Here is a 20,732-nt window from a genome sequence, read left to right as displayed (position 1 = left end):
ACGCGTTAATTTATTAATGAGAAGTTCAGATTTCGAACACTTCAGGAGAGTTCAATGGCTGCTTTAAATTCAAAAGTCAAAAAGGCCGTTATCCCGGTTGCGGGATTGGGCACGAGGATGTTGCCAGCAACCAAGGCTATCCCCAAAGAGATGTTACCGCTGGTTGATAAACCGCTCATTCAATATGTAGTGAATGAATGCATCGCGGCAGGTATTACGGAAATCGTACTGGTCACGCACTCCTCCAAAAATTCGATTGAGAACCACTTCGATACCAGTTTTGAACTTGAAGCGATGCTGGAAAAACGCGTTAAACGTCAGCTGCTGGAAGAAGTACAATCTATTTGCCCCCCGCACGTTACCATTATGCAGGTTCGCCAGGGTCTGGCTAAAGGGCTGGGTCATGCGGTGCTTTGCGCGCAGCCGGTTGTTGGTGACGAGCCAGTCGCCGTTATTCTGCCAGACGTTATTCTGGATGAATTCGAATCCGATCTTTCTCAGGATAACCTGGCTGAAATGATTAAACGTTTCGATGAGACGGGCTGTAGTCAGATTATGGTTGAACCGGTTGATGACGTTACTGCTTACGGTGTCGTTGACTGTAAAGGTGTCGCGCTGCAGGCGGGTGAAAGCGTGCCGATGGTGGGCGTGGTTGAGAAACCAAAAGCAAACGTTGCGCCGTCGAATCTCGCTGTCGTAGGCCGCTATGTGCTTAGCGCTGAGATTTGGGCGTTACTGGCTAAAACGCCTCCAGGTGCGGGTGACGAAATTCAGTTGACGGACGCGATTGATATGTTGATCGAGAAAGAAACCGTTGAAGCTTATCACATGAAAGGCAAAAGCCACGACTGTGGTAATAAACTGGGTTATATGCAAGCTTTCGTTGAGTATGGTATCCGCCATAACTCACTGGGCGAAGAATTTAAAGCCTGGCTCGAAGATACCGTGGGCGTATCAAAGTAGTCTTTTCATATCAGAAAAAACCGGGACGCATGATCCCGGTTTTTTTATGCCCGCAAAATAAACTGTCCGGTAAAACGAGCACGGCAGGGCGGCATCATCCCTTTATTCAGACAAAAAAAATCCCGCCGTAGCGGGATTGTGGAAGCAGCGAGATTAATTTTTGATCAAGAAATCGTCCAGCTGTTTACCTTGCTCGTCCATTGCTTTTTTGATTACCGCAGGAGTACGACCCTGGCCGGTCCAGGTTTTAGTTTCACCGTTTTCATCGGTGTAGCTATATTTAGCCGGACGTGCAGCGCGTTTTGCTTTAGTACCCGTTTTTGCTGCGGTGATGCTGTTCAGCAATTCATTAGGATCGATACCATCAGCAATCAGCATTTCACGATATTGCTGCAGTTTACGCGTGCGTTCTTCAACTTCCGCAGCAGCAGCAGTATCTTCTTCACGACGTTCGTTAACGACTACTTCTAATTTTTCCAGCATCTCTTCCAGTGTCTCAAGGGTACATTCTCTGGCCTGAGCACGAAGAGTACGGATGTTGTTCAGAATTTTAAGTGCTTCGCTCATTGTAGTAATCTCAAACTTATATTGTGGGGTGGTTTGTTAAGCTAATAATAGAGCGATAATTGGAGTTGTGCAATAGGGAGAAATGTAAGGAACTCAAAATTGTCTATTATTTTTCACGATTGTAATTCCTGTTAACTTAAATTTTGCTCGCTATCACGCTTTCGCTATTCATATAGCGAGCGATAAAGAACATGGTTAACCCCTGATGACATATGATTTTTTTTGGACTGTTTCACAACAAATTATAGTCCCCGCGGATAAATACGGTGCCTGAGTATTAGCAAATCGATACTTTTGCGAGCAGAAAGCAAAATAGCCTGTACCCCTTTCGCTGGTAAAATCAAAGAAAGGGTAGGGTTGTTAGAAGAATGTAATGAAGAACCCGCGCCGGCATTAATGCGCTATTGCATCATGATAGTGCTTGTCGTCACTATATCTCCCGACATTGCACCATCCGGAACAGGCGTTTTCTGTTTAACGAGGTCACATAGTACAGGCAAAAAATATGCTACACTCGCGCCGCTATTATTACACTTTGATTGGGGTTATGCGGCCAATGGCACAACTATATTTCTACTATTCAGCAATGAATGCAGGGAAATCGACTGCGTTGCTGCAGTCATCATACAATTACCAGGAACGTGGTATGCGGGCAGTAGTATATACCGCAGAAATTGATAACCGCTTTGGTTCAGGTAAGGTAAGTTCCAGAATTGGCCTGTCATCGCCCGCTAAGCTGTTTAACCAGAATACGTCATTACTGGCTGAAATCAGTGCGGAGCATGCGCAGGAAAGCATTCATTGCGTTCTGGTTGATGAATGTCAGTTCCTTACGCGTCAGCATGTTCTTGAGCTTTCTGAGGTCGTGGATAGTCTTGATATTCCGGTGCTGTGTTACGGGCTAAGAACGGATTTTCGTGGTGAGTTGTTTGTCGGGAGCCAGTATCTTCTCGCCTGGGCGGATAAACTGGTTGAACTAAAAACCATTTGCTTCTGCGGACGTAAAGCCAGCATGGTGCTACGCCTCGATCAGGCGGGGCGGCCATATAATGAGGGTGAGCAGGTGGTGATTGGCGGCAATGAGCGTTATATCTCGGTATGTCGCAAACATTATAAAGAAGCGCTCCATACAGGCTCTCTAAGCGCGATACAGGAACGCCATCGTCATTCTGCACGCTAACCCCTATACGCCTGTAGCAACCCGTTACAGGCGCTCTTTTATAGACATAAAAAAAGCCCCGTCAGTGACGGGGCTTTTTGTTACGTTTTTAGCTAATCACTTAAGCGGTTTTTTTCGCTTTTTTATCAGCTTTCACTGCCGGAGCGACAACAGCTTTCTCAGCAGGCGTCCCTTCGGTGTATTCACGTCCGTAGAAGGTATCAAGCAGGATCTGTTTCAGCTCGGCGATCAGCGGGTAGCGCGGGTTAGCACCGGTACACTGGTCATCGAAGGCATCTTCAGAAAGCTTGTCAACGTGAGCCAGGAAGTCTGCTTCCTGTACGCCAGCTTCGCGGATAGATTTAGGAATACCCAGGTCAGCTTTGATTTCTTCCAGCCATGCCAGCAGTTTGGCAATCTTAGCCGCAGTACGGTCGCCCGGTGCGCTCAGACCCAGATGGTCGGCAATTTCGGCATAACGACGACGTGCCTGCGGACGGTCGTACTGGCTGAATGCAGTCTGCTTAGTCGGGTTATCATTCGCGTTATAGCGAATAACGTTGCTGATCAGCAGGGCGTTGGCCAGACCGTGCGGAATGTGGAACTGTGAACCCAGTTTGTGCGCCATTGAGTGACATACACCGAGGAAGGCGTTGGCAAACGCGATACCGGCGATAGTAGCGGCACTGTGAACACGTTCACGAGCAATCGGGTTTTTAGAACCTTCATGGTAAGACGCCGGCAGGTTTTCTTTCAGCAGTTTCAGCGCTTGCAGAGACTGACCGTCAGAGAACTCAGACGCCAGTACAGAAACGTAAGCTTCCAGGGCGTGAGTCACCGCATCCAGACCACCGAATGCACACAGTGATTTCGGCATTTCCATAACGAGATTAGCGTCAACAACCGCCATATCCGGAGTCAGGGCATAGTCTGCCAGCGGGTATTTCTGGCCAGTGGCGTCGTCGGTTACAACCGCAAACGGGGTAACTTCAGAACCTGTACCAGAGGTGGTGGTGATAGCAACCATTTTTGCTTTCACGCCCATTTTCGGGAACTTGTAGATACGTTTACGGATATCCATAAAGCGCAGTGCCAGTTCTTCGAAGTGAGTTTCCGGATGCTCGTACATTACCCACATGATTTTAGCGGCGTCCATCGGGGAACCACCACCCAGCGCGATGATCACATCTGGTTTGTAGGAATTCGCCAGGTCTGCGCCTTTACGCACGATAGTCAGTGTCGGATCTGCTTCCACTTCGAAGAAGACTTCAGTTTCAACACCCGCAGCTTTCAGTACAGAAGTGATCTGATCGGCATAACCGTTGTTGAACAGGAAGCGGTCAGTCACGATCAGTGCGCGTTTGTGACCATCAGTAATCAATTCGTCCAGCGCGATTGGCAGCGAGCCACGGCGGAAGTAGATGGATTTCGGAAGTTTATGCCACAACATGTTTTCAGCTCGCTTAGCAACGGTTTTCTTGTTGATCAGGTGTTTCGGACCAACGTTTTCAGAGATGGAGTTACCACCCCATGAACCACAACCCAGAGTCAGGGAAGGCGCGAGTTTAAAGTTATACAGGTCACCGATACCACCCTGAGAAGCAGGGGTGTTAATCAGGATACGTGCGGTTTTCATTTCAGCGCCAAACTTCTGAACGCGCTCAGGTTGGTTGTCCTGATCGGTGTAGAGACAAGACGTGTGGCCGATACCGCCCATGGCAACCAGTTTTTCTGCTTTAACAACCGCATCGTCGAAATCTTTTGCACGATACATTGCCAGCGTCGGAGACAGTTTTTCGTGAGCAAACGGCTCGCTTTCGTCAACAACGGTAACTTCACCCACCAGAATTTTGGTGTTAACCGGAACGCTAAAGCCTGCCAGTTCAGCAATTTTATACGCTGCCTGACCTACGATGCCGGCATTCAGCGCGCCGTTTTTCAGAATCACGTTCTGTACGGCTTTCAGTTCGCTGCCCTGAAGCATGTAAGCACCGTGGCTGGCGAAACGTTCGCGTACCGCATCATAAACAGAGTCAACAACGATAACAGACTGTTCAGACGCACAGATAACACCGTTATCAAAGGTTTTGGACATCAGGATTGAAGCAACAGCACGTTTGATATCAGCGGTTTCATCAATCACAACCGGGGTGTTACCCGCACCAACGCCGATAGCCGGTTTACCGGAACTATACGCCGCTTTAACCATGCCCGGACCACCGGTCGCCAGGATCAGGTTGATGTCAGGGTGATGCATCAAGGCGTTAGACAGTTCAACAGACGGTTGGTCAATCCAGCCAATCAGATCTTTCGGTGCACCCGCAGCAATAGCCGCTTGCAGAACGATGTCAGCAGCCTTGTTGGTTGCATCTTTAGCACGCGGGTGTGGAGAGAAGATGATAGCGTTACGGGTCTTGAGACTGATCAGCGATTTAAAGATAGCTGTTGAAGTTGGGTTGGTTGTCGGCACGATACCGCAGATGATGCCGATAGGTTCAGCGATGGTGATAGTACCAAAAGTGTCATCTTCAGACAGAACACCACAGGTTTTTTCATCTTTATAGGCATTGTAGATATACTCAGAAGCAAAGTGGTTTTTAATCACTTTATCTTCAACGATACCCATGCCAGATTCGGCAACGGCCATTTTAGCGAGAGGGATACGAGCATCAGCGGCGGCCAGAGCAGCAGCGCGGAAGATCTTATCGACTTGTTCTTGAGTGAAACTGGCATATTCACGCTGGGCTTTTTTTACACGCTCTACGAGTGCGTTAAGTTCAGCGACATTAGTAACAGCCATAATGGTCTCCTGATAATGTTAAACTTTTTTAGTAAATCACTGGCCTAATTGGTCAGTATAGACAGACCCGGCACTGCTTGCGTAAGCACTTACAAAACAACGGCTTTCTTACACTTGATTTACTGATTTACTAAAACAGCTTCACTTGACGCACCACCTTGCATTTAGCTTTGCTCCCTGGCGGTGTCAGTAAGATTACTCACTTCTGAGTATGAAATACGTGATCTACATCAAGTTTAAGCAAAGCTGACACCTTTCAGCAGGCTGTTTTAGCGGTTATGTATCAAGTGTTAAATATTTACAGTGATTACCTAATCCACGTTATCATAACCAACACAAATATATAACACGGTGGAATATCAGGTTTTTTTGGCAGATTTGTAGTGAAGTGTTCTGACAAAAAGCGTATCTTCGGCGCGGAATTATAATAACGTGTCGTCAACTACCACTTTTGATGAAGGTGCGGAGCCAGTCGTGAGCCAATCGCTGTTCGATTTCCCTACTTATTTTAAGTTTTTTATTGGTCTTTTCGCACTGGTTAACCCGATAGGGATCATGCCCGTCTTTATAAGCATGACCAGTTATCAGACGGCAGGCGCGCGTAATAAAACCAACCTGACCGCCAATCTTTCCGTCGCCATCATTCTCTGGATTTCACTATTTCTTGGCGACAGTATCCTTCAGCTATTTGGCATTTCCATCGATTCTTTCCGCATTGCTGGCGGGATCCTGGTCGTGACCATCGCCATGTCGATGATCAGCGGGAAGTTGGGTGAAGACAAGCAGAACAAACAGGAAAAATCAGAAACCGCTATCCGCGAAAGCGTCGGTGTAGTTCCGCTGGCATTGCCATTAATGGCGGGCCCGGGGGCGATCAGTTCGACTATTGTCTGGGGGACTCGCTACCACAATCTGATGCATCTGCTTGGTTTCTCCGTGGCAATTGCTCTATTTGCGTTTTGTTGCTGGAGCGTTTTCCGTATGGCGCCGTGGCTGGTCAGGCTGCTGGGTCAAACAGGCATCAACGTTATCACGCGTATTATGGGGCTGTTGCTTATGGCGCTGGGCATTGAGTTTATTGTCACTGGCATAAAGAGCATCTTCCCCGGCCTTGTTCACTAACCCCTTCCTTATCGTCCTCTTTTGCGCAAACGATACTGCTGTCGTTTGCGCCATTATTAGCAAAGCGTATATATAAAGCCGGATTTGTACGTATTCATAATAAAATCCATTATCAGGCAAGTTCATTACTTATCAACACCTTAAAATTATAGCGTGCGGTGAGTTGCCTGAATTATCAGCTGGCAGGCTGTTATTTTTCTCACATCACACTCTGGGGCTTGCTCCCGGATAATTGAAATGATATTAGTTAATTCAACGTTCTCGCAGACAAATGTGCTAAATAGTAAGCAAATGTTAATTTTTTGCAAAATGCCGCCTCATGACACCATGACATTGCGTTTCTGCGAGCGGGAAATCGCTATTTGTTTGAAAAAGAATGTTTTTTTACCTGAGTTGTCTATTTTTAAGCCGCTTTTGAAGCGACATGGCGTGGCGTAAAAGAGAATTAGTTAACAAATTTGCAAATTATATTGGCGGCGCACGAAGGCATTTGATACTTTCCGGCCAGCTAATTTGCAGCAGAACTTGCGTAGATGAGAATTATTTTCAAATAGCTTGTCTTACACGGTAAATGAATATGTCTCGACAGGGGAGACATATAAAGGAATCGACATAAGGTTGCCATCAGAGCCAACCGTAATAAATAAGTCGGTGATAGCAGCAAGAAAAGCAGCCCGGCAGTCGCTAAAAGCTCCTGCATTGACCGGGAACCCTAACGGGAACTGAAGAGGCTGGCCCTGGGCCAGTAATTATAATTATTGGAGTCTTAACACAATGTCCATCATCACAAAAAAAAGTCTGGTTGCGGCGGGCGTTTTAGCAGCGCTTATCGCAGGAAATGTTGCTTTTGCGGCAGATGTCCCGGCAGGCGTTACGCTTGCTGAAAAGCAAACTATGATCCGTAACAATGGCGCTGAACCACAGTCGCTGGATCCGAATAAGATTGAAGGGGTTCCTGAAGCAAACGTGAGCCGCGATCTGTTTGAAGGTCTACTGGTGACATCACCTGTTGACGGGCACCCGGTTCCGGGCGTGGCCGAAAGCTGGGACAACAAAGATTTTAAAGTCTGGACCTTCCACTTACGTAAAGACGCCAAATGGTCTAACGGTGAGCCTGTTACTGCCGAGGATTTTGTCTATAGCTGGCAGCGTCTGGTCGATCCTAATACCGCTTCACCTTACGCCAGTTATCCGCAGTATGGCCATATCCTCAACGTTGATGAAATCGTTGAGGGTAAGAAAAAGCCGTCTGAACTGGGTGTGAAAGCGATTGATGCCAATACGCTGGAAGTGACCCTCAGCGAACCGGTGCCGTATTTTTACAAGCTGCTGGTTAACCCGGCCATGTCGCCGGTAAATAAAACCGCCATTGATAAATTCGGCGAGAAGTGGACCCAGCCTGCGAACATTGTTTCTAACGGCGCCTATAAACTAAAAGATTGGGTCGTCAACGAACGTATTGTGATGGAGCGTAATACGAACTACTGGAATAACGCGAAAACCGCCATCGACCAGGTCACCTATCTGCCCATCTCCTCAGAAGTTACCGATGTTAACCGCTATCGCAGCGGCGAAATCGATATGACCTATAACAATCTGCCGATCGAGCTTTTTCAAAAACTGAAGAAAGAGATCCCGAAAGAAGTGCACGTTGACCCGTATCTGTGCACCTATTATTACGAAATCAATAACCAGAAAGCACCATTTACCGACGCACGTGTACGTACTGCGCTGAAGCTGGGTCTGGATCGCGATATCATCACTAATAAAGTGAAAGCGCAGGGCGATTTGCCAGCTTACGGTTATACTCCGCCCTATACCGATGGTGCCAAACTGACCAAGCCGGAGTGGTTTACCTGGACTCAGGCTAAACGTAACGAAGAAGCTAAAAAACTGTTGGCAGAAGCGGGCTACACGGCAGACAAACCTCTGACCTTTAACCTGTTATACAACACCTCCGATCTGCACAAAAAACTGGCCATTGCCGCCGCCTCGATCTGGAAGAAAAATCTGGGTGTGAACGTCAAACTGGTTAACCAGGAGTGGAAAACATTCCTCGATACCCGCCATCAGGGAACCTATGATGTTGCGCGTGCAGGGTGGTGTGCGGACTATAACGAACCTACATCCTTCCTGAATACCATGCTCTCTGGTAGTTCCATGAACACCGCCCATTATAAGAGCCCGGCGTTTGACAGCATCATGGCCGAGGCTGTTAAAGCGACTGACGAAGCAAAACGTACTGAGTTGTACGACAAAGCCGAGCAGCAGTTAGGTAAAGATAGCGCCATTGTTCCGGTCTATTACTACGTGAATGCTCGCCTGGTCAAACCCTGGGTCGGCGGCTATTCCGGTAAAGATCCGATGGACGATCTCTACACCAAAGATATGTACATTATTAAGCACTAATGGCAATAAGCGGGGCAGCGTGTGTCTGTCCCGCAGTGTCTTATTTCATCGCACTACAAAGGCACACGCCAGAAGGTATGGGCAATGTTGAAATTTATTCTACGTCGCTGTCTGGAAGCGATTCCGACGCTATTTATTCTTATTACGATTTCGTTTTTTATGATGCGCCTCGCTCCGGGAAGTCCTTTTACCGGGGAACGGACGCTGCCGCCAGAAGTGATGGCAAATATTGAAGCGAAATATCACCTGAACGATCCTATCTCCACGCAATACTTCAATTATCTGAAGCAGCTTGCGCACGGCGATTTTGGACCGTCGTTTAAGTACAAAGATTATTCGGTTAACGATCTGGTGGCGGCCAGCTTTCCGGTCTCGGCAAAGCTTGGAGCTGCGGCGTTTTTCCTGGCGGTGATCCTCGGTGTTTCTGCCGGTGTGATTGCCGCACTGAAGCAAAATACCAAATGGGATTATTCCGTCATGGGGGTAGCGATGACCGGGGTGGTTATCCCGAGCTTTGTCGTTGCGCCGTTATTGGTGATGATATTTGCCATCACCCTTAAATGGTTACCCGGTGGCGGCTGGAACGGTGGGGCGCTCATTTATATGATCCTGCCGATGGTCGCGTTATCTCTGGCCTATATTGCCAGCATTGCGCGTATCACGCGTGGCTCCATGATTGAAGTGCTGCATTCTAACTTTATCCGCACCGCGAAAGCGAAAGGATTGCCGATGCGGCGCATTATTATCCGTCATGCGTTAAAACCCGCGCTGTTACCGGTATTGTCATATATGGGGCCGGCGTTTGTTGGCATCATTACCGGCTCAATGGTCATTGAAACCATTTATGGTCTGCCGGGGATCGGCCAGTTATTCGTTAACGGTGCATTGAACCGCGATTATTCGCTGGTATTGAGCCTGACGATCCTGGTGGGGGCGCTGACTATTTTGTTTAACGCGGTTGTCGATGTGCTGTATGCCGTTATCGACCCGAAAATTCGTTACTGACGCTGGAGTTCGCCATGATGTTAAGTAAGAAAAACAGCGAGGCGCTGGAAAACTTCAGTGAAAAACTCGACATTGAAGGGCGTAGTTTATGGCAGGATGCCCAGCGACGCTTTGTCCATAACCGTGCGGCCGTCGCCAGCTTAATTATGCTGATTGTTATCGCATTGTTTGTCATTTTAGCCCCCATGTTGTCGCAGTTTACCTATTTTGATACCGACTGGGAGATGATGTCAGCGGCACCGGATATGGCGTCAGGGCACTATTTTGGCACTGACTCCTCGGGACGCGATCTACTGGTGCGCGTCGCTATTGGTGGCCGCATTTCTCTGATGGTCGGTATTGCGGCCGCGCTGGTGGCGGTCATTGTCGGTACGCTTTACGGTTCGCTCTCCGGTTATCTCGGCGGGAAAATTGACTCGGTAATGATGCGTATGCTGGAGATCCTCAACTCCTTTCCGTTCATGTTCTTTGTCATTCTGCTGGTGACCTTCTTTGGGCAAAATATCCTGCTGATTTTTGTCGCTATCGGTATGGTTTCCTGGCTGGATATGGCGCGTATCGTGCGCGGCCAGACGCTCAGTCTGAAACGGAAAGAGTTTATCGAAGCGGCGCAGGTTGGTGGCGTTTCCACGGCGAATATCGTGGTACGGCATATTGTGCCCAACGTGCTGGGCGTAGTGGTGGTTTACGCTTCACTGCTGGTGCCAAGCATGATTCTGTTTGAATCGTTCCTGAGCTTTCTGGGTCTTGGCACGCAAGAGCCGTTAAGTAGTTGGGGGGCGCTGTTGAGCGATGGGGCAAACTCAATGGAAGTTTCTCCGTGGCTGTTACTCTTTCCGGCAGGTTTTCTGGTTGTGACCCTGTTTTGTTTTAACTTTATCGGCGATGGCCTGCGTGATGCCCTCGACCCGAAAGATCGTTAAGGAGCACCGCCATGAGTATTATTGCCACTTCTCCGGTGGAACAGAAATCTGGCCTGCTGCTGGATGTAAAAGACCTTCGCGTGACATTTAAAACGCCAGATGGCGATGTGACCGCGGTCAACGATCTCAATTTTAGCCTGCGGGCCGGCGAAACGCTGGGGATCGTTGGCGAGTCCGGCTCGGGCAAATCACAAACGGCGTTCGCGTTAATGGGGCTTCTGGCTTCTAATGGCCGCATTGATGGCTCCGCGCGCTTTAATGGTAAACAGATCCTCAATCTACCCGAGAACGAACTGAACACGCTGCGTGCGAAGCAAATCTCAATGATTTTCCAGGACCCGATGACCTCGCTTAACCCCTATATGCGGGTGGACGAGCAGTTGATGGAAGTGCTGATGCTGCATAAAGGCATGGGCAAAGCCGAGGCGTTTGAAGAGTCGGTGAAGATGCTGGACGCGGTAAAAATGCCGGAAGCGCGGAAGCGTATGCGCATGTATCCGCACGAATTTTCCGGTGGCATGCGTCAGCGCGTGATGATTGCGATGGCACTGCTGTGTAAACCAAAGCTGCTTATTGCGGATGAGCCGACCACGGCACTGGACGTCACCGTTCAGGCCCAGATTATGACCCTGCTGAATGATCTGAAGCGCGAGTTCAACACCGCGATTATTATGATCACCCACGATCTCGGCGTCGTTGCTGGTATTTGTGATAAGGTGCTGGTGATGTACGCCGGGCGCACGATGGAATATGGTCACGCTCGTGATGTTTTCTATCAGCCAGCCCATCCGTACTCCATTGGCCTTCTGAATGCCGTTCCACGACTCGACGCCGAAGGTGAATCCCTGCTGACTATCCCCGGCAACCCGCCAAACCTGCTGCGCCTGCCGAAAGGTTGCCCGTTCCAGCCGCGCTGTCCGCACGCGATGGAAATCTGCAATAGCACGCCACCGCTGGTGGAATTTGCGCCGGGCCGCCTGCGAGCCTGCTTTAAGCCGGTGGAGGAACTGGTATGAATGCCGCAACAGAAAACAGAAATGTGCTGCTCGAAATTGCCGATTTGAAGGTGCATTTCGACATTAAAGATGACAAACAGTGGTTCTGGCAACCAGCGAAAACCCTGAAGGCGGTCGATGGCGTGACGTTGCGCCTTTACGAAGGTGAAACGCTGGGCGTGGTAGGTGAATCGGGCTGCGGCAAGTCAACCTTCGCGCGCGCTATCATCGGTCTGGTCAAAGCCACTGATGGTAAAGTGGCCTGGCTGGGGAAAGATTTGCTGGGCATGAAGCCAGACGAGTGGCGGGCGGTACGCAGCGACATCCAGATGATTTTCCAGGATCCGCTGGCCTCACTGAATCCGCGTATGACCATCGGCGAAATTATTGCTGAACCGCTGCGCACCTATCATCCGAAAATGCCGCGCCAGGAAGTCCGCGATCGGGTGAAAACCATGATGATGAAAGTGGGGTTACTGCCTAATCTGATCAACCGTTATCCGCACGAGTTTTCCGGCGGTCAATGCCAGCGTATCGGCATTGCGCGTGCGTTAATTCTTGAGCCGAAACTGATTATCTGTGATGAGCCAGTTTCGGCGCTGGATGTGTCGATTCAGGCGCAGGTCGTTAACCTGCTTCAGCAATTGCAGCGTGAGATGGGGTTGTCGCTGATTTTCATTGCGCACGATCTGGCGGTGGTCAAACACATTTCCGATCGTGTGCTGGTGATGTATCTTGGGCACGCCGTAGAACTGGGTACGTATGACGAGGTGTATCACAATCCGCTGCATCCTTATACTAAGGCGCTGATGTCGGCGGTGCCGGTGCCCGATCCAGATCTGGAAAAGAATAAAACTATCCAGTTGCTGGAGGGGGAGTTACCTTCACCGATTAATCCGCCTTCTGGCTGCGTTTTCCGCACTCGCTGTCCTATTGCCGGACCGGAATGCGCCAAAACGCGCCCCGTGCTGGAAGGAAGCTTCCGCCACGCGGTGTCCTGTCTGAAGGTCGACCCGTTATAATAAAAAGGGCCGACATTTGTCGGCCCTTCTTTTAATGAGGTTGCTGCGTGGCTACTGTTCACACAATTCGTCAGCGCATTTATCATTCATTGTTCGATCACCACAGTCGTTCAGGACGTCGCTTCGAAGCGCTGTGTGGCTTCCTGGCGCTGCTTAGTGTCATCACCATTTTCTTTGAATCCGGAATCGGCACCACCTTTCCTTTATCCATAAGTGAGTGGCATTTTTTCCTCTGGCTGGAAGCCGGATTTACCATTATTTTTACCCTGGAATACTGCCTGCGAGTGATTAGCTGGCCTGGACCTGCGAAATATGTCTTCGGCTTCTGGGGCATCATCGATCTGATCACCATCTTGCCGCTCTTCGTTATTCTACTGTGGCCAGAGATTGGCATTGAGTATGTATTTGCCTGGCGAGCGTTACGCGTTATTCGCGTACTGCGGATCCTGAAATTACTGCGACTGATGCCTGCGCTGAATGGACTATGGGCAGCAGTAGTTAACTCCCGTCATCAGCTCATCTTATTTTATTCTTTCATCGCCATCGTTATGATCATCGCCGGGGCGTTAATGTACGGCATAGAAGGGCCAGTGAATGGTTTTACTACGCTTAGCACGTCTGTTTATTGGGCTATCGTTACCGTCACGACAGTCGGCTATGGTGATATTGCGCCGCATACGCCTGCGGGCAGGATGGTGGCGTCGATACTTATCCTGATTGGCTATTCCGTGATTGCGATCCCGACTGGCATCATTACCTCACAGATGACCAGTGAAATACAAAAACGTCGTCTGGCAAGGATATGTCCACATTGCCAACAGCACGGTCATGAGATGACGGCAAAATATTGTAAGGCATGTGGGCATTCGCTGGCGGAAGATAAATGAAGAGGGCAGCAACGCTGCCCTGAAATTATTCACGCCACAGAATATGGCACAGCTTGTGGTCTTTTTCCCGGCACAACAGTACGCGCGCAAAAATATCGTTAAGCTCGCCGCCATCGGTGTCAGCAAGGCCAATGACCACTTCGGCAAAGAAATCCGGATTTAAATCAAAGTCCACATGCTCCTGCCAGTCCTCTGACGGGTCGAACAACTCTGCGCCGCCGCGCTCTTCAAACTGTAAATTGAACAGGATGATATCGGCTGGATCGAGGTTATCCGCCGCCAGCTCAAGAAAAATATCGTATGCCTGCTCAAGCGTTTCGTCTTCGGTCAGACGGTTATTGAGATCCATATCCATAATAAGTACCTGTTAGCTATCTATTGCGCTCGTTTTACAGCAACGGACTGAAGAAGTAAAACAGTCGCTCAGCGATCCTCTGCCACAGAGGACGTTTTACCCACAATCGAACATCCAGTAACCGCGAGCGAGAAATATAATCATCCTGAACGGCGGCTAAATCGCCGCCAAACCCTGCGTCATCGATGACCAGCGTAATTTCAAAGTTTAGCCACAGACTACGCATATCCAGGTTTACCGTACCCACCAGGCTGAGTTCACCATCGACGAGCACGCTTTTGGTATGCAACAGGCCGCCTTCAAACTGATAAATTTTAACACCCGCTGCCAGTAGCTCGGTAAAGAAGGCCCGGCTGGCCCAGCCGACCAACAGTGAGTCATTTTTTCGCGGTAAAATGATGCTGACATCAACGCCGCGCTGGGCAGCGGTACAGATAGCATGCAGCAGGTCGTCGCTGGGAACAAAATAGGGCGTACTCATAATTAAATATTCGCGGGCAGAATAGGCTGCCGTGAGTAGCGCCTGATGGATAAGATCTTCCGGAAAACCTGGTCCCGAGGCGATGGTATGAATTGTGTGCCCGCTGGCTTCTTCAAACGGCATGATATTGTTATCAGGTGTAGGCGGTAAAATGCGCTTACCCGTCTCAATTTCCCAGTCACATGAATAAACAATCCCCATTGCCGTGGCGACCGGGCCTTCCATGCGGGCCATCAGATCAACCCACTGACCCACACCAGCATCCTGCTTAAAAAAGCGGGGATCGACCATATTCATACTGCCGGTGTAGGCAATATAATTATCAATCATGATCATTTTGCGATGCTGGCGCAGGTCCATACGGCGTAAAAACACGCGCATTAAATTAACCTTGAGCGCCTCGACCACTTCGACTCCGGCATTGCGCATCATATTCGCCCACGGGCTGCGAAAGAAGGCCACGCTGCCAGCAGAATCCAGCATCAGGCGGCAGTGCACTCCGCGCCGGGCGGCGGCCATCAGCGATTCAGCAACCTGATCGGCCATCCCGCCTGGTTGCCAGATATAAAACACCATTTCTATATTATGCCGCGCCAGTTGAATGTCGCGAATAAGTGCCTGCATGACGTCATCGGAGGTCGTTAATAGCTGTAGCTGGTTGCCTTTTACCCCGGCAATGCCCTGGCGGCGCTCACAGAGTTTGAACAGTGATGAGGCAACAGCACTATTTTCTTGTGCGAAAATATGCTTGCAGGCTTTGAGATCGTTAAGCCATTTTGCGGTGGAAGGCCACATTGCCCGGGCGCGTTCTGCGCGTCGCTTGCCGAGATGCAGTTCGCCTACGGAAAGATAAGCGATAATACCGACCAGCGGCAGGATATAGATAATTAACAGCCATGCCATCGCGGAAGGAACTGCGCGGCGCTTCATCAGGATGCGTAAGGTTATACTCGCGATGAGCAACCAGTATCCCAGGATTAGCAGCCAGCTCACGACCGTGTAGAAGGTTGTCATAAATAAAAAAATCCTTTTGATTGCGTGTTGTTATGAGTGTACGCGGACAGAAACGTCTGGCAAATAAAAAGCGGAGATGAAAAGCGCTGTTCTGGGCGCTGCAAGGGTTTATAATGCACGTTCTTCCTTTATATGAGCGGTAAAAATGAAGCGTAGTAGAACGGAAGTGGGGCGCTGGCGCATGCTGAGACAGGCAAGCCGCCGCAAATCCCGCTGGCTTGAAGGGCAGTCTCGTCGCAATATGCGTATTCACTCCATCCGGAAGTGTCTACTTAATCAGCACCGCAATATTCTGCTGTTTGCGATTTACGACCTTTAAGTAAAAAGGGCACCGGTTGAGGTGCCCATCATCCTAGAATATTTTCTTGTACGGTTTTATCGTCACATTCTGATAAACACCTGCTGCGACATACGGATCGGCATCGGCCCATTCCCTTGCCGCTTCACTTGATTCAAATTCCGCAATCACGGTGGAACCGGTAAAACCTGCTGCTCCGGGATCGTTGCTGTCGACAGCGGGCATCGGGCCAGCCGTTAAAAGCCGTCCTTCATCATGTAATAACTGCAAGCGGGCCAAATGCGCCGGGCGCACTGACAGGCGTTTTTCCAGAGAACCAACGACATCTTCAGCATAAATAACGTACAGCACGGTAAGAACTCCTTATCTACAGTTTGCTGAAATACGGTAAGTGAAAGTGGGGCAGACTGCAATCATCCTCCTTTGTGAAGATGAAAAACCCGGTAAAAACAGGGGCGAATGGTGCCAATTTTGGCAAAAAGCGATCGAAGAGAGAATGCCTTATTGAATATGATTGCTATTTGCATTTAAAATTACCCCATCATTTTTCAACAGAAACGACTATGACTTCAATGGCCCTTGATTTACCACGCCGCTTTCCGTGGCCTACATTGCTTGCTTTGGCTATCCACGGCGCTGTAATAGCAGGTTTGCTTTATTCCTCGGTAAATCAGGTTATTGAATTGCCCGCACCCGCTCAGCCAATTTCTATCACCCTGGTCGCGCCGCCGGACCCTGAACCTGTCGTTCAGCCTCCGGCACCGGAGCCTGTGGTTGAACCCGAGCCGGAGCCGGAACCTGTTCCTGAGCCGCCGAAAGAAGCGCCGGTGGTGATCGAGAAGCCAAAGCCTAAACCTAAGCCGAAACCAAAACCAAAGCCGGTGAAAAAGGTGGAACAGCCGAAACGCGACGTGAAACCCGCAGAACCGCGTCCCGCGTCGCCGTTTGAGAACACTGCACCATCGCGTCCGGTGAATAATAATACGCCGCCCGCGGCAAAACCCGCCGTCACGGCGCCAACCGGGCCGCGTGCTTTAGCGCGTAACCAGCCCTCATATCCGGCGCGTGCGCTGGCGCTGCGGGTGGAAGGTAAAGTACGGGTTAAATTTGACGTCACCGCAGATGGGCGGGTGGATAATGTACAAATCCTCTCCGCACAACCTGCGAACATGTTTGAACGGGAAGTAAAAACGGCGATGCGTAAATGGCGCTATGAATCAGGAAAGCCCGGCAGTGGGCTTATCATGAATATCGAATTCCGTATCAACGGCGGCGTTCAGATAAATTAACAAACCCAGCCAGGCCTCCCCAACGGGAGGCTCAGGAACCTAGCACCCGCTCCAGCGCTTTTTGCGCCGTCACAAGATGTTGCCCACCAAACAGAATCGCACGGTTAAGTAGTGTGTAGAGCTGATAAATGGGTTGACGCTCAAGGAAGCCTGACGGCAGAGGAGAGACGGACTGATAACCGTCATAAATTTGCGGCGGTTGATCGGGATGCAGCGGCAACATAGCCAGATCGCACTCCCTGTCTCCCCAGTAACAGGCGGGATCGTAAATATACGGCCCCTCCGGACCCAACGCACAGTTCGCCGACCATAAATCACCGTGTAATAATGAGGGCTGAGGCTGATGACCGCTCAGTCGCTGCTGGATCTGCGCAACAATGGCATCAATGTTACCAAACTCTAGTCCTTTTTCGGCGGCCAGCTCCAGTTGCCAGCCTATACGCTGCTCAGCGAAAAAGGTCGACCAGCGTCGTTGCCAGGCATTAGGTTGCGGCGTGGTGGATAGGTCGTTGTCGAAATCAAGCCCAAACTGCGGCTGATCGCTCCACTGATGCAGGTGTGCCAGTTGCTGCCCTAACTGAAAGGCGCTATGTGCGTCCAGCGGCCGGGCGGGAAGATAATCCATTATCAGGAAGGCATAGTCGCGTTCGTAACCGACGGCCCATACATGAGGAACGGTGACGGTTTTACTGCGCGACAAGAGTTCCAGTTGATCGGCTTCTGCGGTAAAGCAGGGCAACAATTCGCGTTCATCGCATTTCACGAAAAAATCGCGCCCGGCATAGCGGATATGCCATGCGGCATGAATTTCACCGCCAGGCAGTTCATTACGTTGTTCGATCTCACTCTCGCCAAGTTGCTCACTTAACAGTCGACTGATAGCCTGCCACATGTTCATTCTCCCATGTTTATTGCCATATCATAACGTTAGCGCACAGATGCTTTGAAAAAACCGAACTCACGCACAATTGAAAAAACTGCCGGCGGCAATGGCACTTATTGCTTATCCGTCAACCACCTCTCAAACGTCGTAATCTTGACTTCAGGTGTAACGCCCAGCGCGCTTTCAGCGAGGCCTGTCGTCAGCGCATTGACCTCTTGCTCGCTTTGCGGCGTGATGAGACCAAACGTGTTGGTTCCCAGTTCATGAACTTTGCCTTCGTCATCACTTAGCGTGAGCGTGAAGCCTGCGCGGCTAAGTGTATTATTCAGTTCATTAATTTGGGTTAGCGTTTCTTCATGAAACTTCACCGTCACGACATAGCGTTTTATATCGCCTTCGCTCATGATCTACCTCGTAAGTTAGCTGAAATTTTTTAGCATAACCGATGGTTGCCGTATGGCGACCAGCACATTATTAACCCGGGTATCAGGATCATACCCGACGCAGGTACTCATAAATTTTTTGCGTATTTTCATGCGAGCATAGCCGCGTGCCCTGGTTAATGGTTGCGGCGCTACCAGCAGCAACGCCGTAACTGACCATTTCTTCCAGTGAGGCGTTTTCCGCCATTTTTAAGGTCATCGCGCCGACCATACTGTCGCCTGCGCCTACGGTGCTCTGACTTTTGACCGGTGGCGGAACAATCTGTACGCAGTTATCACGATCCACGGCCAGGGCGCCCTGTGGCCCCAGAGAAACGACGACGCGTAATGCTTTTCCATTGTGGACTATTTCCTGGGCAGCTTTACGGACATCGTCAGGTTGAGTGAGTTCGCGCTGGACCAGGGCGCTTAATTCTTTCTGGTTAGGTTTAACCAGCTCAATGTTGCCCACTTCCAGCGCGGCGGCAAGGGCTTCTCCGGAACTGTCGATAATGCAACGAATGCGATGGTGCTGCGCGGATTTCACCAGTTGTACCAGCCGATCGATTTTAATGCCAGGCGGCAGGCTGCCGCTGATGACCAGCAGTGAGCCGGGTTCAATCTCCAGTACGCGCTCTTCAAGCTGGCGGAATTCATCGTCCGTGAGCGATGCGCCCGGCATCACAAAGCGGTATTGCTCACCGCTGGACTCAACATGAACGTGCAGATTTTGTCGGGTCCAGTCTTTTGCCTCGACGGCTTTTACCGGCACATGCTCATCGGCCAGCAAATTGATCAGATGCTCGCCCGTCGCGCCACCCGCCGGAAAAATGGCGGTGGCAATGCCGCCGAGAAAGGTGATTGCTCTGGCAACGTTAATCCCGCCGCCGCCTGGCTCGAAGACCGGCGCGCTACAGCGTAATTTCCCTTCGGGATAAAGTTGCGGCGTTAGCGTTGCACTGTCCAGTGATGGAGCAAAAGTGAGGGTATAAATTTTAAGCATAATTGTGCCTCCTTTTCATTCTTCTGGAGCGAAGTCCAGGAACGGACTTCACTAAGCCTGGCACCGAAACGCAAAGAACGATAGGGCAACAGCATGATTTTACAAATAAATACGCACTTATATCGGATAAATATCCGATAAATTGCTCCCGGTTTGGGATCGTTCTTATTCAAAAAATCCTGCAAGATTTCATTGCTATGTTAAATGAGCCTTTTTATAATTTGTTACCTTTCTCTGGATTGTTAACATTGATCCCCACGAAAGTTTCCGGGACCGTGATGGTCTCTTTTTTTGTTGTACGGACTTATTATAAATGAAGCTCTTAAAGACAGTTCCCGCCGCTGTGCTGCTGGCGGGAGGCGTGTTTGCGTCAATGTACGCAACGGCCGACGATACCGTTTTTACTGTCATGGACGATCCCTCTACTGCGAAAAAACCGTTTGAAGGTACTGTCAACGCGGGTTATCTGTCTCAGTCAGGGAATACCAAAAGTTCCTCGCTTACTGCCGACTCAACCCTGACCTGGTATGGTAATACTACCGCCTGGTCTTTATGGGGAAACGCCAGTAACACCTCCTCCAACGATGAGCGTTCTTCTGAGAAGTATGCCGTCGGTGGCCGTACCCGTTATAACCTGTCAGACGTAAACTATCTCTTCGGGCAGGGTAGCTGGTTAACTGACCGTTACAATGGTTATCAGGAACGCGATATTGTGACGGCGGGTTATGGTCGTCAGTTCTTAAACGGTCCGGTACACAGCCTGCGTTTTGAATTTGGTCCAGGTGTTCGTTACGATGAATACACTGACGGTGGCAATGAAACGCAACCGTTGGGTTATGCATCTGGCACCTATGCATGGCAAATGACAGATAACGCCAAATTTACCCAGGGTGTTTCCGTTTTTGGTGCTGAAGATACGACCGTTAACTCTGAAAGTGCGCTCAATGTCGCCATTAACGAGCATTTCGGCCTGAAAGTTGCCTACAATCTGACCTGGAACTCCAATCCACCTGATTCTGCACCTGAGCACACCGATCGCCGCACGACGCTCTCGCTGGGCTACAAAATGTAATCTCATCGGGCCGATAATGTCGGCCCGATTATCTGATGTTGTTCCTCTCAAGTGTCCTGACAC

At 50.0% G+C, this 20,732-nt stretch carries 20 protein-coding genes; 12 read left to right on the top strand and 8 right to left on the bottom strand.

The genetic code is table 11. From position 1 onward, the window contains the following. Positions 1–54 precede the first annotated feature (54 nt). Positions 55–963: a UTP--glucose-1-phosphate uridylyltransferase GalU gene (gene galU / locus ACMGGS_RS18955; protein WP_414163915.1), complete on the top strand. Its 909-nt coding sequence runs from the start codon at positions 55–57 to the stop codon at positions 961–963. Between the two features lie 153 nt (positions 964–1,116). Here galU and hns read toward each other — a convergent pair whose 3' ends face one another. After that, positions 1,117–1,530, bottom strand: a complete 414-nt coding sequence (gene hns, locus ACMGGS_RS18950) for a histone-like nucleoid-structuring protein H-NS (protein WP_176917904.1) — start codon at positions 1,528–1,530, stop codon at positions 1,117–1,119. A gap of 556 nt (positions 1,531–2,086) precedes the next feature. On the opposite strand from hns, the gene tdk reads away from it, so the two are divergent. Further along, positions 2,087–2,710: a thymidine kinase gene (tdk, locus tag ACMGGS_RS18945; protein ID WP_414163914.1), complete on the top strand. Its 624-nt coding sequence runs from the start codon at positions 2,087–2,089 to the stop codon at positions 2,708–2,710. A 100-nt stretch (positions 2,711–2,810) separates the two neighbouring features. Here tdk and adhE read toward each other — a convergent pair whose 3' ends face one another. After that, on the bottom strand, positions 2,811–5,489 hold the full coding sequence (adhE, locus tag ACMGGS_RS18940; RefSeq protein ID WP_414163913.1) for a bifunctional acetaldehyde-CoA/alcohol dehydrogenase: 2,679 nt from the start codon (positions 5,487–5,489) through the stop codon (positions 2,811–2,813). A 474-nt stretch (positions 5,490–5,963) separates the two neighbouring features. On the opposite strand from adhE, the gene ACMGGS_RS18935 reads away from it, so the two are divergent. The 7 genes from ACMGGS_RS18935 (at position 5,964) to ACMGGS_RS18905 (ending at position 13,852) form a co-directional block, all read left to right on the top strand. Further along, the gene (locus tag ACMGGS_RS18935; RefSeq protein WP_414163912.1) at positions 5,964–6,611 is read left to right on the top strand and encodes a YchE family NAAT transporter; all 648 of its coding nucleotides are present in this window, start codon (positions 5,964–5,966) and stop codon (positions 6,609–6,611) included. A gap of 774 nt (positions 6,612–7,385) precedes the next feature. Then, entirely contained in the window at positions 7,386–9,020 is a 1,635-nt protein-coding gene (gene oppA / locus ACMGGS_RS18930; RefSeq protein WP_414163911.1) for an oligopeptide ABC transporter substrate-binding protein OppA, read from the top strand. An 84-nt stretch (positions 9,021–9,104) separates the two neighbouring features. After that, a complete protein-coding gene (gene oppB / locus ACMGGS_RS18925) occupies positions 9,105–10,025 on the top strand; it encodes an oligopeptide ABC transporter permease OppB (protein ID WP_414163910.1) in 921 nt (306 codons plus the stop codon). 14 nt (positions 10,026–10,039) lie between these two features. Beyond that, positions 10,040–10,948 (top strand): oligopeptide ABC transporter permease OppC, encoded by a 909-nt coding sequence (oppC, locus tag ACMGGS_RS18920; RefSeq protein ID WP_414163909.1) that lies wholly within the window; start codon positions 10,040–10,042, stop codon positions 10,946–10,948. Positions 10,949–10,959: 11 nt separating this feature from the next. Then, complete coding sequence (locus tag ACMGGS_RS18915) at positions 10,960–11,964, top strand: ABC transporter ATP-binding protein (protein ID WP_414163908.1); 1,005 nt, start codon at positions 10,960–10,962, stop codon at positions 11,962–11,964. After that, positions 11,961–12,965, top strand: a complete 1,005-nt coding sequence (oppF, locus tag ACMGGS_RS18910) for a murein tripeptide/oligopeptide ABC transporter ATP-binding protein OppF (protein ID WP_414163907.1) — start codon at positions 11,961–11,963, stop codon at positions 12,963–12,965. Before ACMGGS_RS18915 ends, oppF begins: the two co-directional genes overlap by 4 nt. 47 nt (positions 12,966–13,012) lie before the next feature. Continuing rightward, entirely contained in the window at positions 13,013–13,852 is an 840-nt protein-coding gene (locus ACMGGS_RS18905) for an ion transporter (RefSeq protein ID WP_414163906.1), read from the top strand. 25 nt (positions 13,853–13,877) lie between these two features. On the opposite strand, the gene ACMGGS_RS18900 is transcribed toward ACMGGS_RS18905, so the two are convergent. Both ACMGGS_RS18900 and cls read right to left on the bottom strand, forming a co-directional pair. Next, entirely contained in the window at positions 13,878–14,207 is a 330-nt protein-coding gene (locus ACMGGS_RS18900; protein ID WP_414163905.1) for an HI1450 family dsDNA-mimic protein, read from the bottom strand. 34 nt (positions 14,208–14,241) lie between these two features. After that, entirely contained in the window at positions 14,242–15,702 is a 1,461-nt protein-coding gene (cls, locus tag ACMGGS_RS18895; RefSeq protein WP_414163904.1) for a cardiolipin synthase, read from the bottom strand. A 145-nt stretch (positions 15,703–15,847) separates the two neighbouring features. Between cls and ACMGGS_RS18890 the strand changes: the two genes are divergently transcribed. Continuing rightward, complete coding sequence (locus tag ACMGGS_RS18890; protein WP_133159223.1) at positions 15,848–16,021, top strand: YciY family protein; 174 nt, start codon at positions 15,848–15,850, stop codon at positions 16,019–16,021. 33 nt (positions 16,022–16,054) lie between these two features. On the opposite strand, the gene ACMGGS_RS18885 is transcribed toward ACMGGS_RS18890, so the two are convergent. Further along, positions 16,055–16,351, bottom strand: coding sequence for a YciI family protein (locus tag ACMGGS_RS18885; RefSeq protein WP_176917916.1), 297 nt, complete (start codon positions 16,349–16,351; stop codon positions 16,055–16,057). 221 nt (positions 16,352–16,572) lie between these two features. Here ACMGGS_RS18885 and tonB point away from each other — a divergent pair, with 221 nt between their 5' ends. Continuing rightward, positions 16,573–17,289 carry a TonB system transport protein TonB gene (gene tonB / locus ACMGGS_RS18880; RefSeq protein WP_414166314.1) on the top strand — a complete coding sequence of 239 codons (717 nt, stop codon included), beginning with the start codon at positions 16,573–16,575 and terminating at the stop codon, positions 17,287–17,289. A gap of 31 nt (positions 17,290–17,320) precedes the next feature. Here tonB and ACMGGS_RS18875 read toward each other — a convergent pair whose 3' ends face one another. From ACMGGS_RS18875 to pfkB, 3 genes are all read right to left on the bottom strand, one after another. After that, positions 17,321–18,181, bottom strand: a complete 861-nt coding sequence (locus ACMGGS_RS18875) for a fructosamine kinase family protein (RefSeq protein WP_414163903.1) — start codon at positions 18,179–18,181, stop codon at positions 17,321–17,323. A gap of 104 nt (positions 18,182–18,285) precedes the next feature. Then, positions 18,286–18,576: a type V toxin-antitoxin system endoribonuclease antitoxin GhoS gene (ghoS, locus tag ACMGGS_RS18870; protein ID WP_414163902.1), complete on the bottom strand. Its 291-nt coding sequence runs from the start codon at positions 18,574–18,576 to the stop codon at positions 18,286–18,288. 88 nt (positions 18,577–18,664) lie between these two features. Further along, positions 18,665–19,597 (bottom strand): 6-phosphofructokinase II, encoded by a 933-nt coding sequence (pfkB, locus tag ACMGGS_RS18865; RefSeq protein WP_414163901.1) that lies wholly within the window; start codon positions 19,595–19,597, stop codon positions 18,665–18,667. A gap of 313 nt (positions 19,598–19,910) precedes the next feature. Here pfkB and ACMGGS_RS18860 point away from each other — a divergent pair, with 313 nt between their 5' ends. Continuing rightward, a complete protein-coding gene (locus ACMGGS_RS18860) occupies positions 19,911–20,669 on the top strand; it encodes a YdiY family protein (protein ID WP_414163900.1) in 759 nt (252 codons plus the stop codon). Positions 20,670–20,732 lie beyond the last annotated feature (63 nt).

Source organism: Superficieibacter sp. BNK-5 (assembly GCF_047456055.1).
Classification (GTDB): Bacteria; Pseudomonadota; Gammaproteobacteria; order Enterobacterales; family Enterobacteriaceae; genus Superficieibacter.
This window is presented reverse-complemented; position numbering and strand designations above follow the sequence as displayed.

Excerpts from the sequence above, each read along its gene's own strand:
- oppA (WP_414163911.1), top strand. The coding sequence starts at position 7,386 with ATGTCCATCATCACAAAAAAAAGTCTGGTTGCGGCGGGCGTTTTAGCA.
- ACMGGS_RS18915 (WP_414163908.1), top strand. The coding sequence starts at position 10,960 with ATGAGTATTATTGCCACTTCTCCGGTGGAACAGAAATCTGGCCTGCTG.
- oppF (WP_414163907.1), top strand. The coding sequence starts at position 11,961 with ATGAATGCCGCAACAGAAAACAGAAATGTGCTGCTCGAAATTGCCGAT.
- ACMGGS_RS18860 (WP_414163900.1), top strand. The coding sequence starts at position 19,911 with ATGAAGCTCTTAAAGACAGTTCCCGCCGCTGTGCTGCTGGCGGGAGGC.
- ACMGGS_RS18900 (WP_414163905.1), bottom strand. The coding sequence starts at position 14,207 with ATGGATATGGATCTCAATAACCGTCTGACCGAAGACGAAACGCTTGAG.
- hns (WP_176917904.1), bottom strand. The coding sequence starts at position 1,530 with ATGAGCGAAGCACTTAAAATTCTGAACAACATCCGTACTCTTCGTGCT.
- tonB (WP_414166314.1), top strand. The coding sequence starts at position 16,573 with ATGGCCCTTGATTTACCACGCCGCTTTCCGTGGCCTACATTGCTTGCT.
- oppC (WP_414163909.1), top strand. The coding sequence starts at position 10,040 with ATGATGTTAAGTAAGAAAAACAGCGAGGCGCTGGAAAACTTCAGTGAA.
- adhE (WP_414163913.1), bottom strand. The coding sequence starts at position 5,489 with ATGGCTGTTACTAATGTCGCTGAACTTAACGCACTCGTAGAGCGTGTA.
- galU (WP_414163915.1), top strand. The coding sequence starts at position 55 with ATGGCTGCTTTAAATTCAAAAGTCAAAAAGGCCGTTATCCCGGTTGCG.
- cls (WP_414163904.1), bottom strand. The coding sequence starts at position 15,702 with ATGACAACCTTCTACACGGTCGTGAGCTGGCTGCTAATCCTGGGATAC.
- ACMGGS_RS18890 (WP_133159223.1), top strand. The coding sequence starts at position 15,848 with ATGAAGCGTAGTAGAACGGAAGTGGGGCGCTGGCGCATGCTGAGACAG.
- pfkB (WP_414163901.1), bottom strand. The coding sequence starts at position 19,597 with ATGCTTAAAATTTATACCCTCACTTTTGCTCCATCACTGGACAGTGCA.
- tdk (WP_414163914.1), top strand. The coding sequence starts at position 2,087 with ATGGCACAACTATATTTCTACTATTCAGCAATGAATGCAGGGAAATCG.
- ghoS (WP_414163902.1), bottom strand. The coding sequence starts at position 18,576 with ATGAGCGAAGGCGATATAAAACGCTATGTCGTGACGGTGAAGTTTCAT.
- oppB (WP_414163910.1), top strand. The coding sequence starts at position 9,105 with ATGTTGAAATTTATTCTACGTCGCTGTCTGGAAGCGATTCCGACGCTA.
- ACMGGS_RS18875 (WP_414163903.1), bottom strand. The coding sequence starts at position 18,181 with ATGTGGCAGGCTATCAGTCGACTGTTAAGTGAGCAACTTGGCGAGAGT.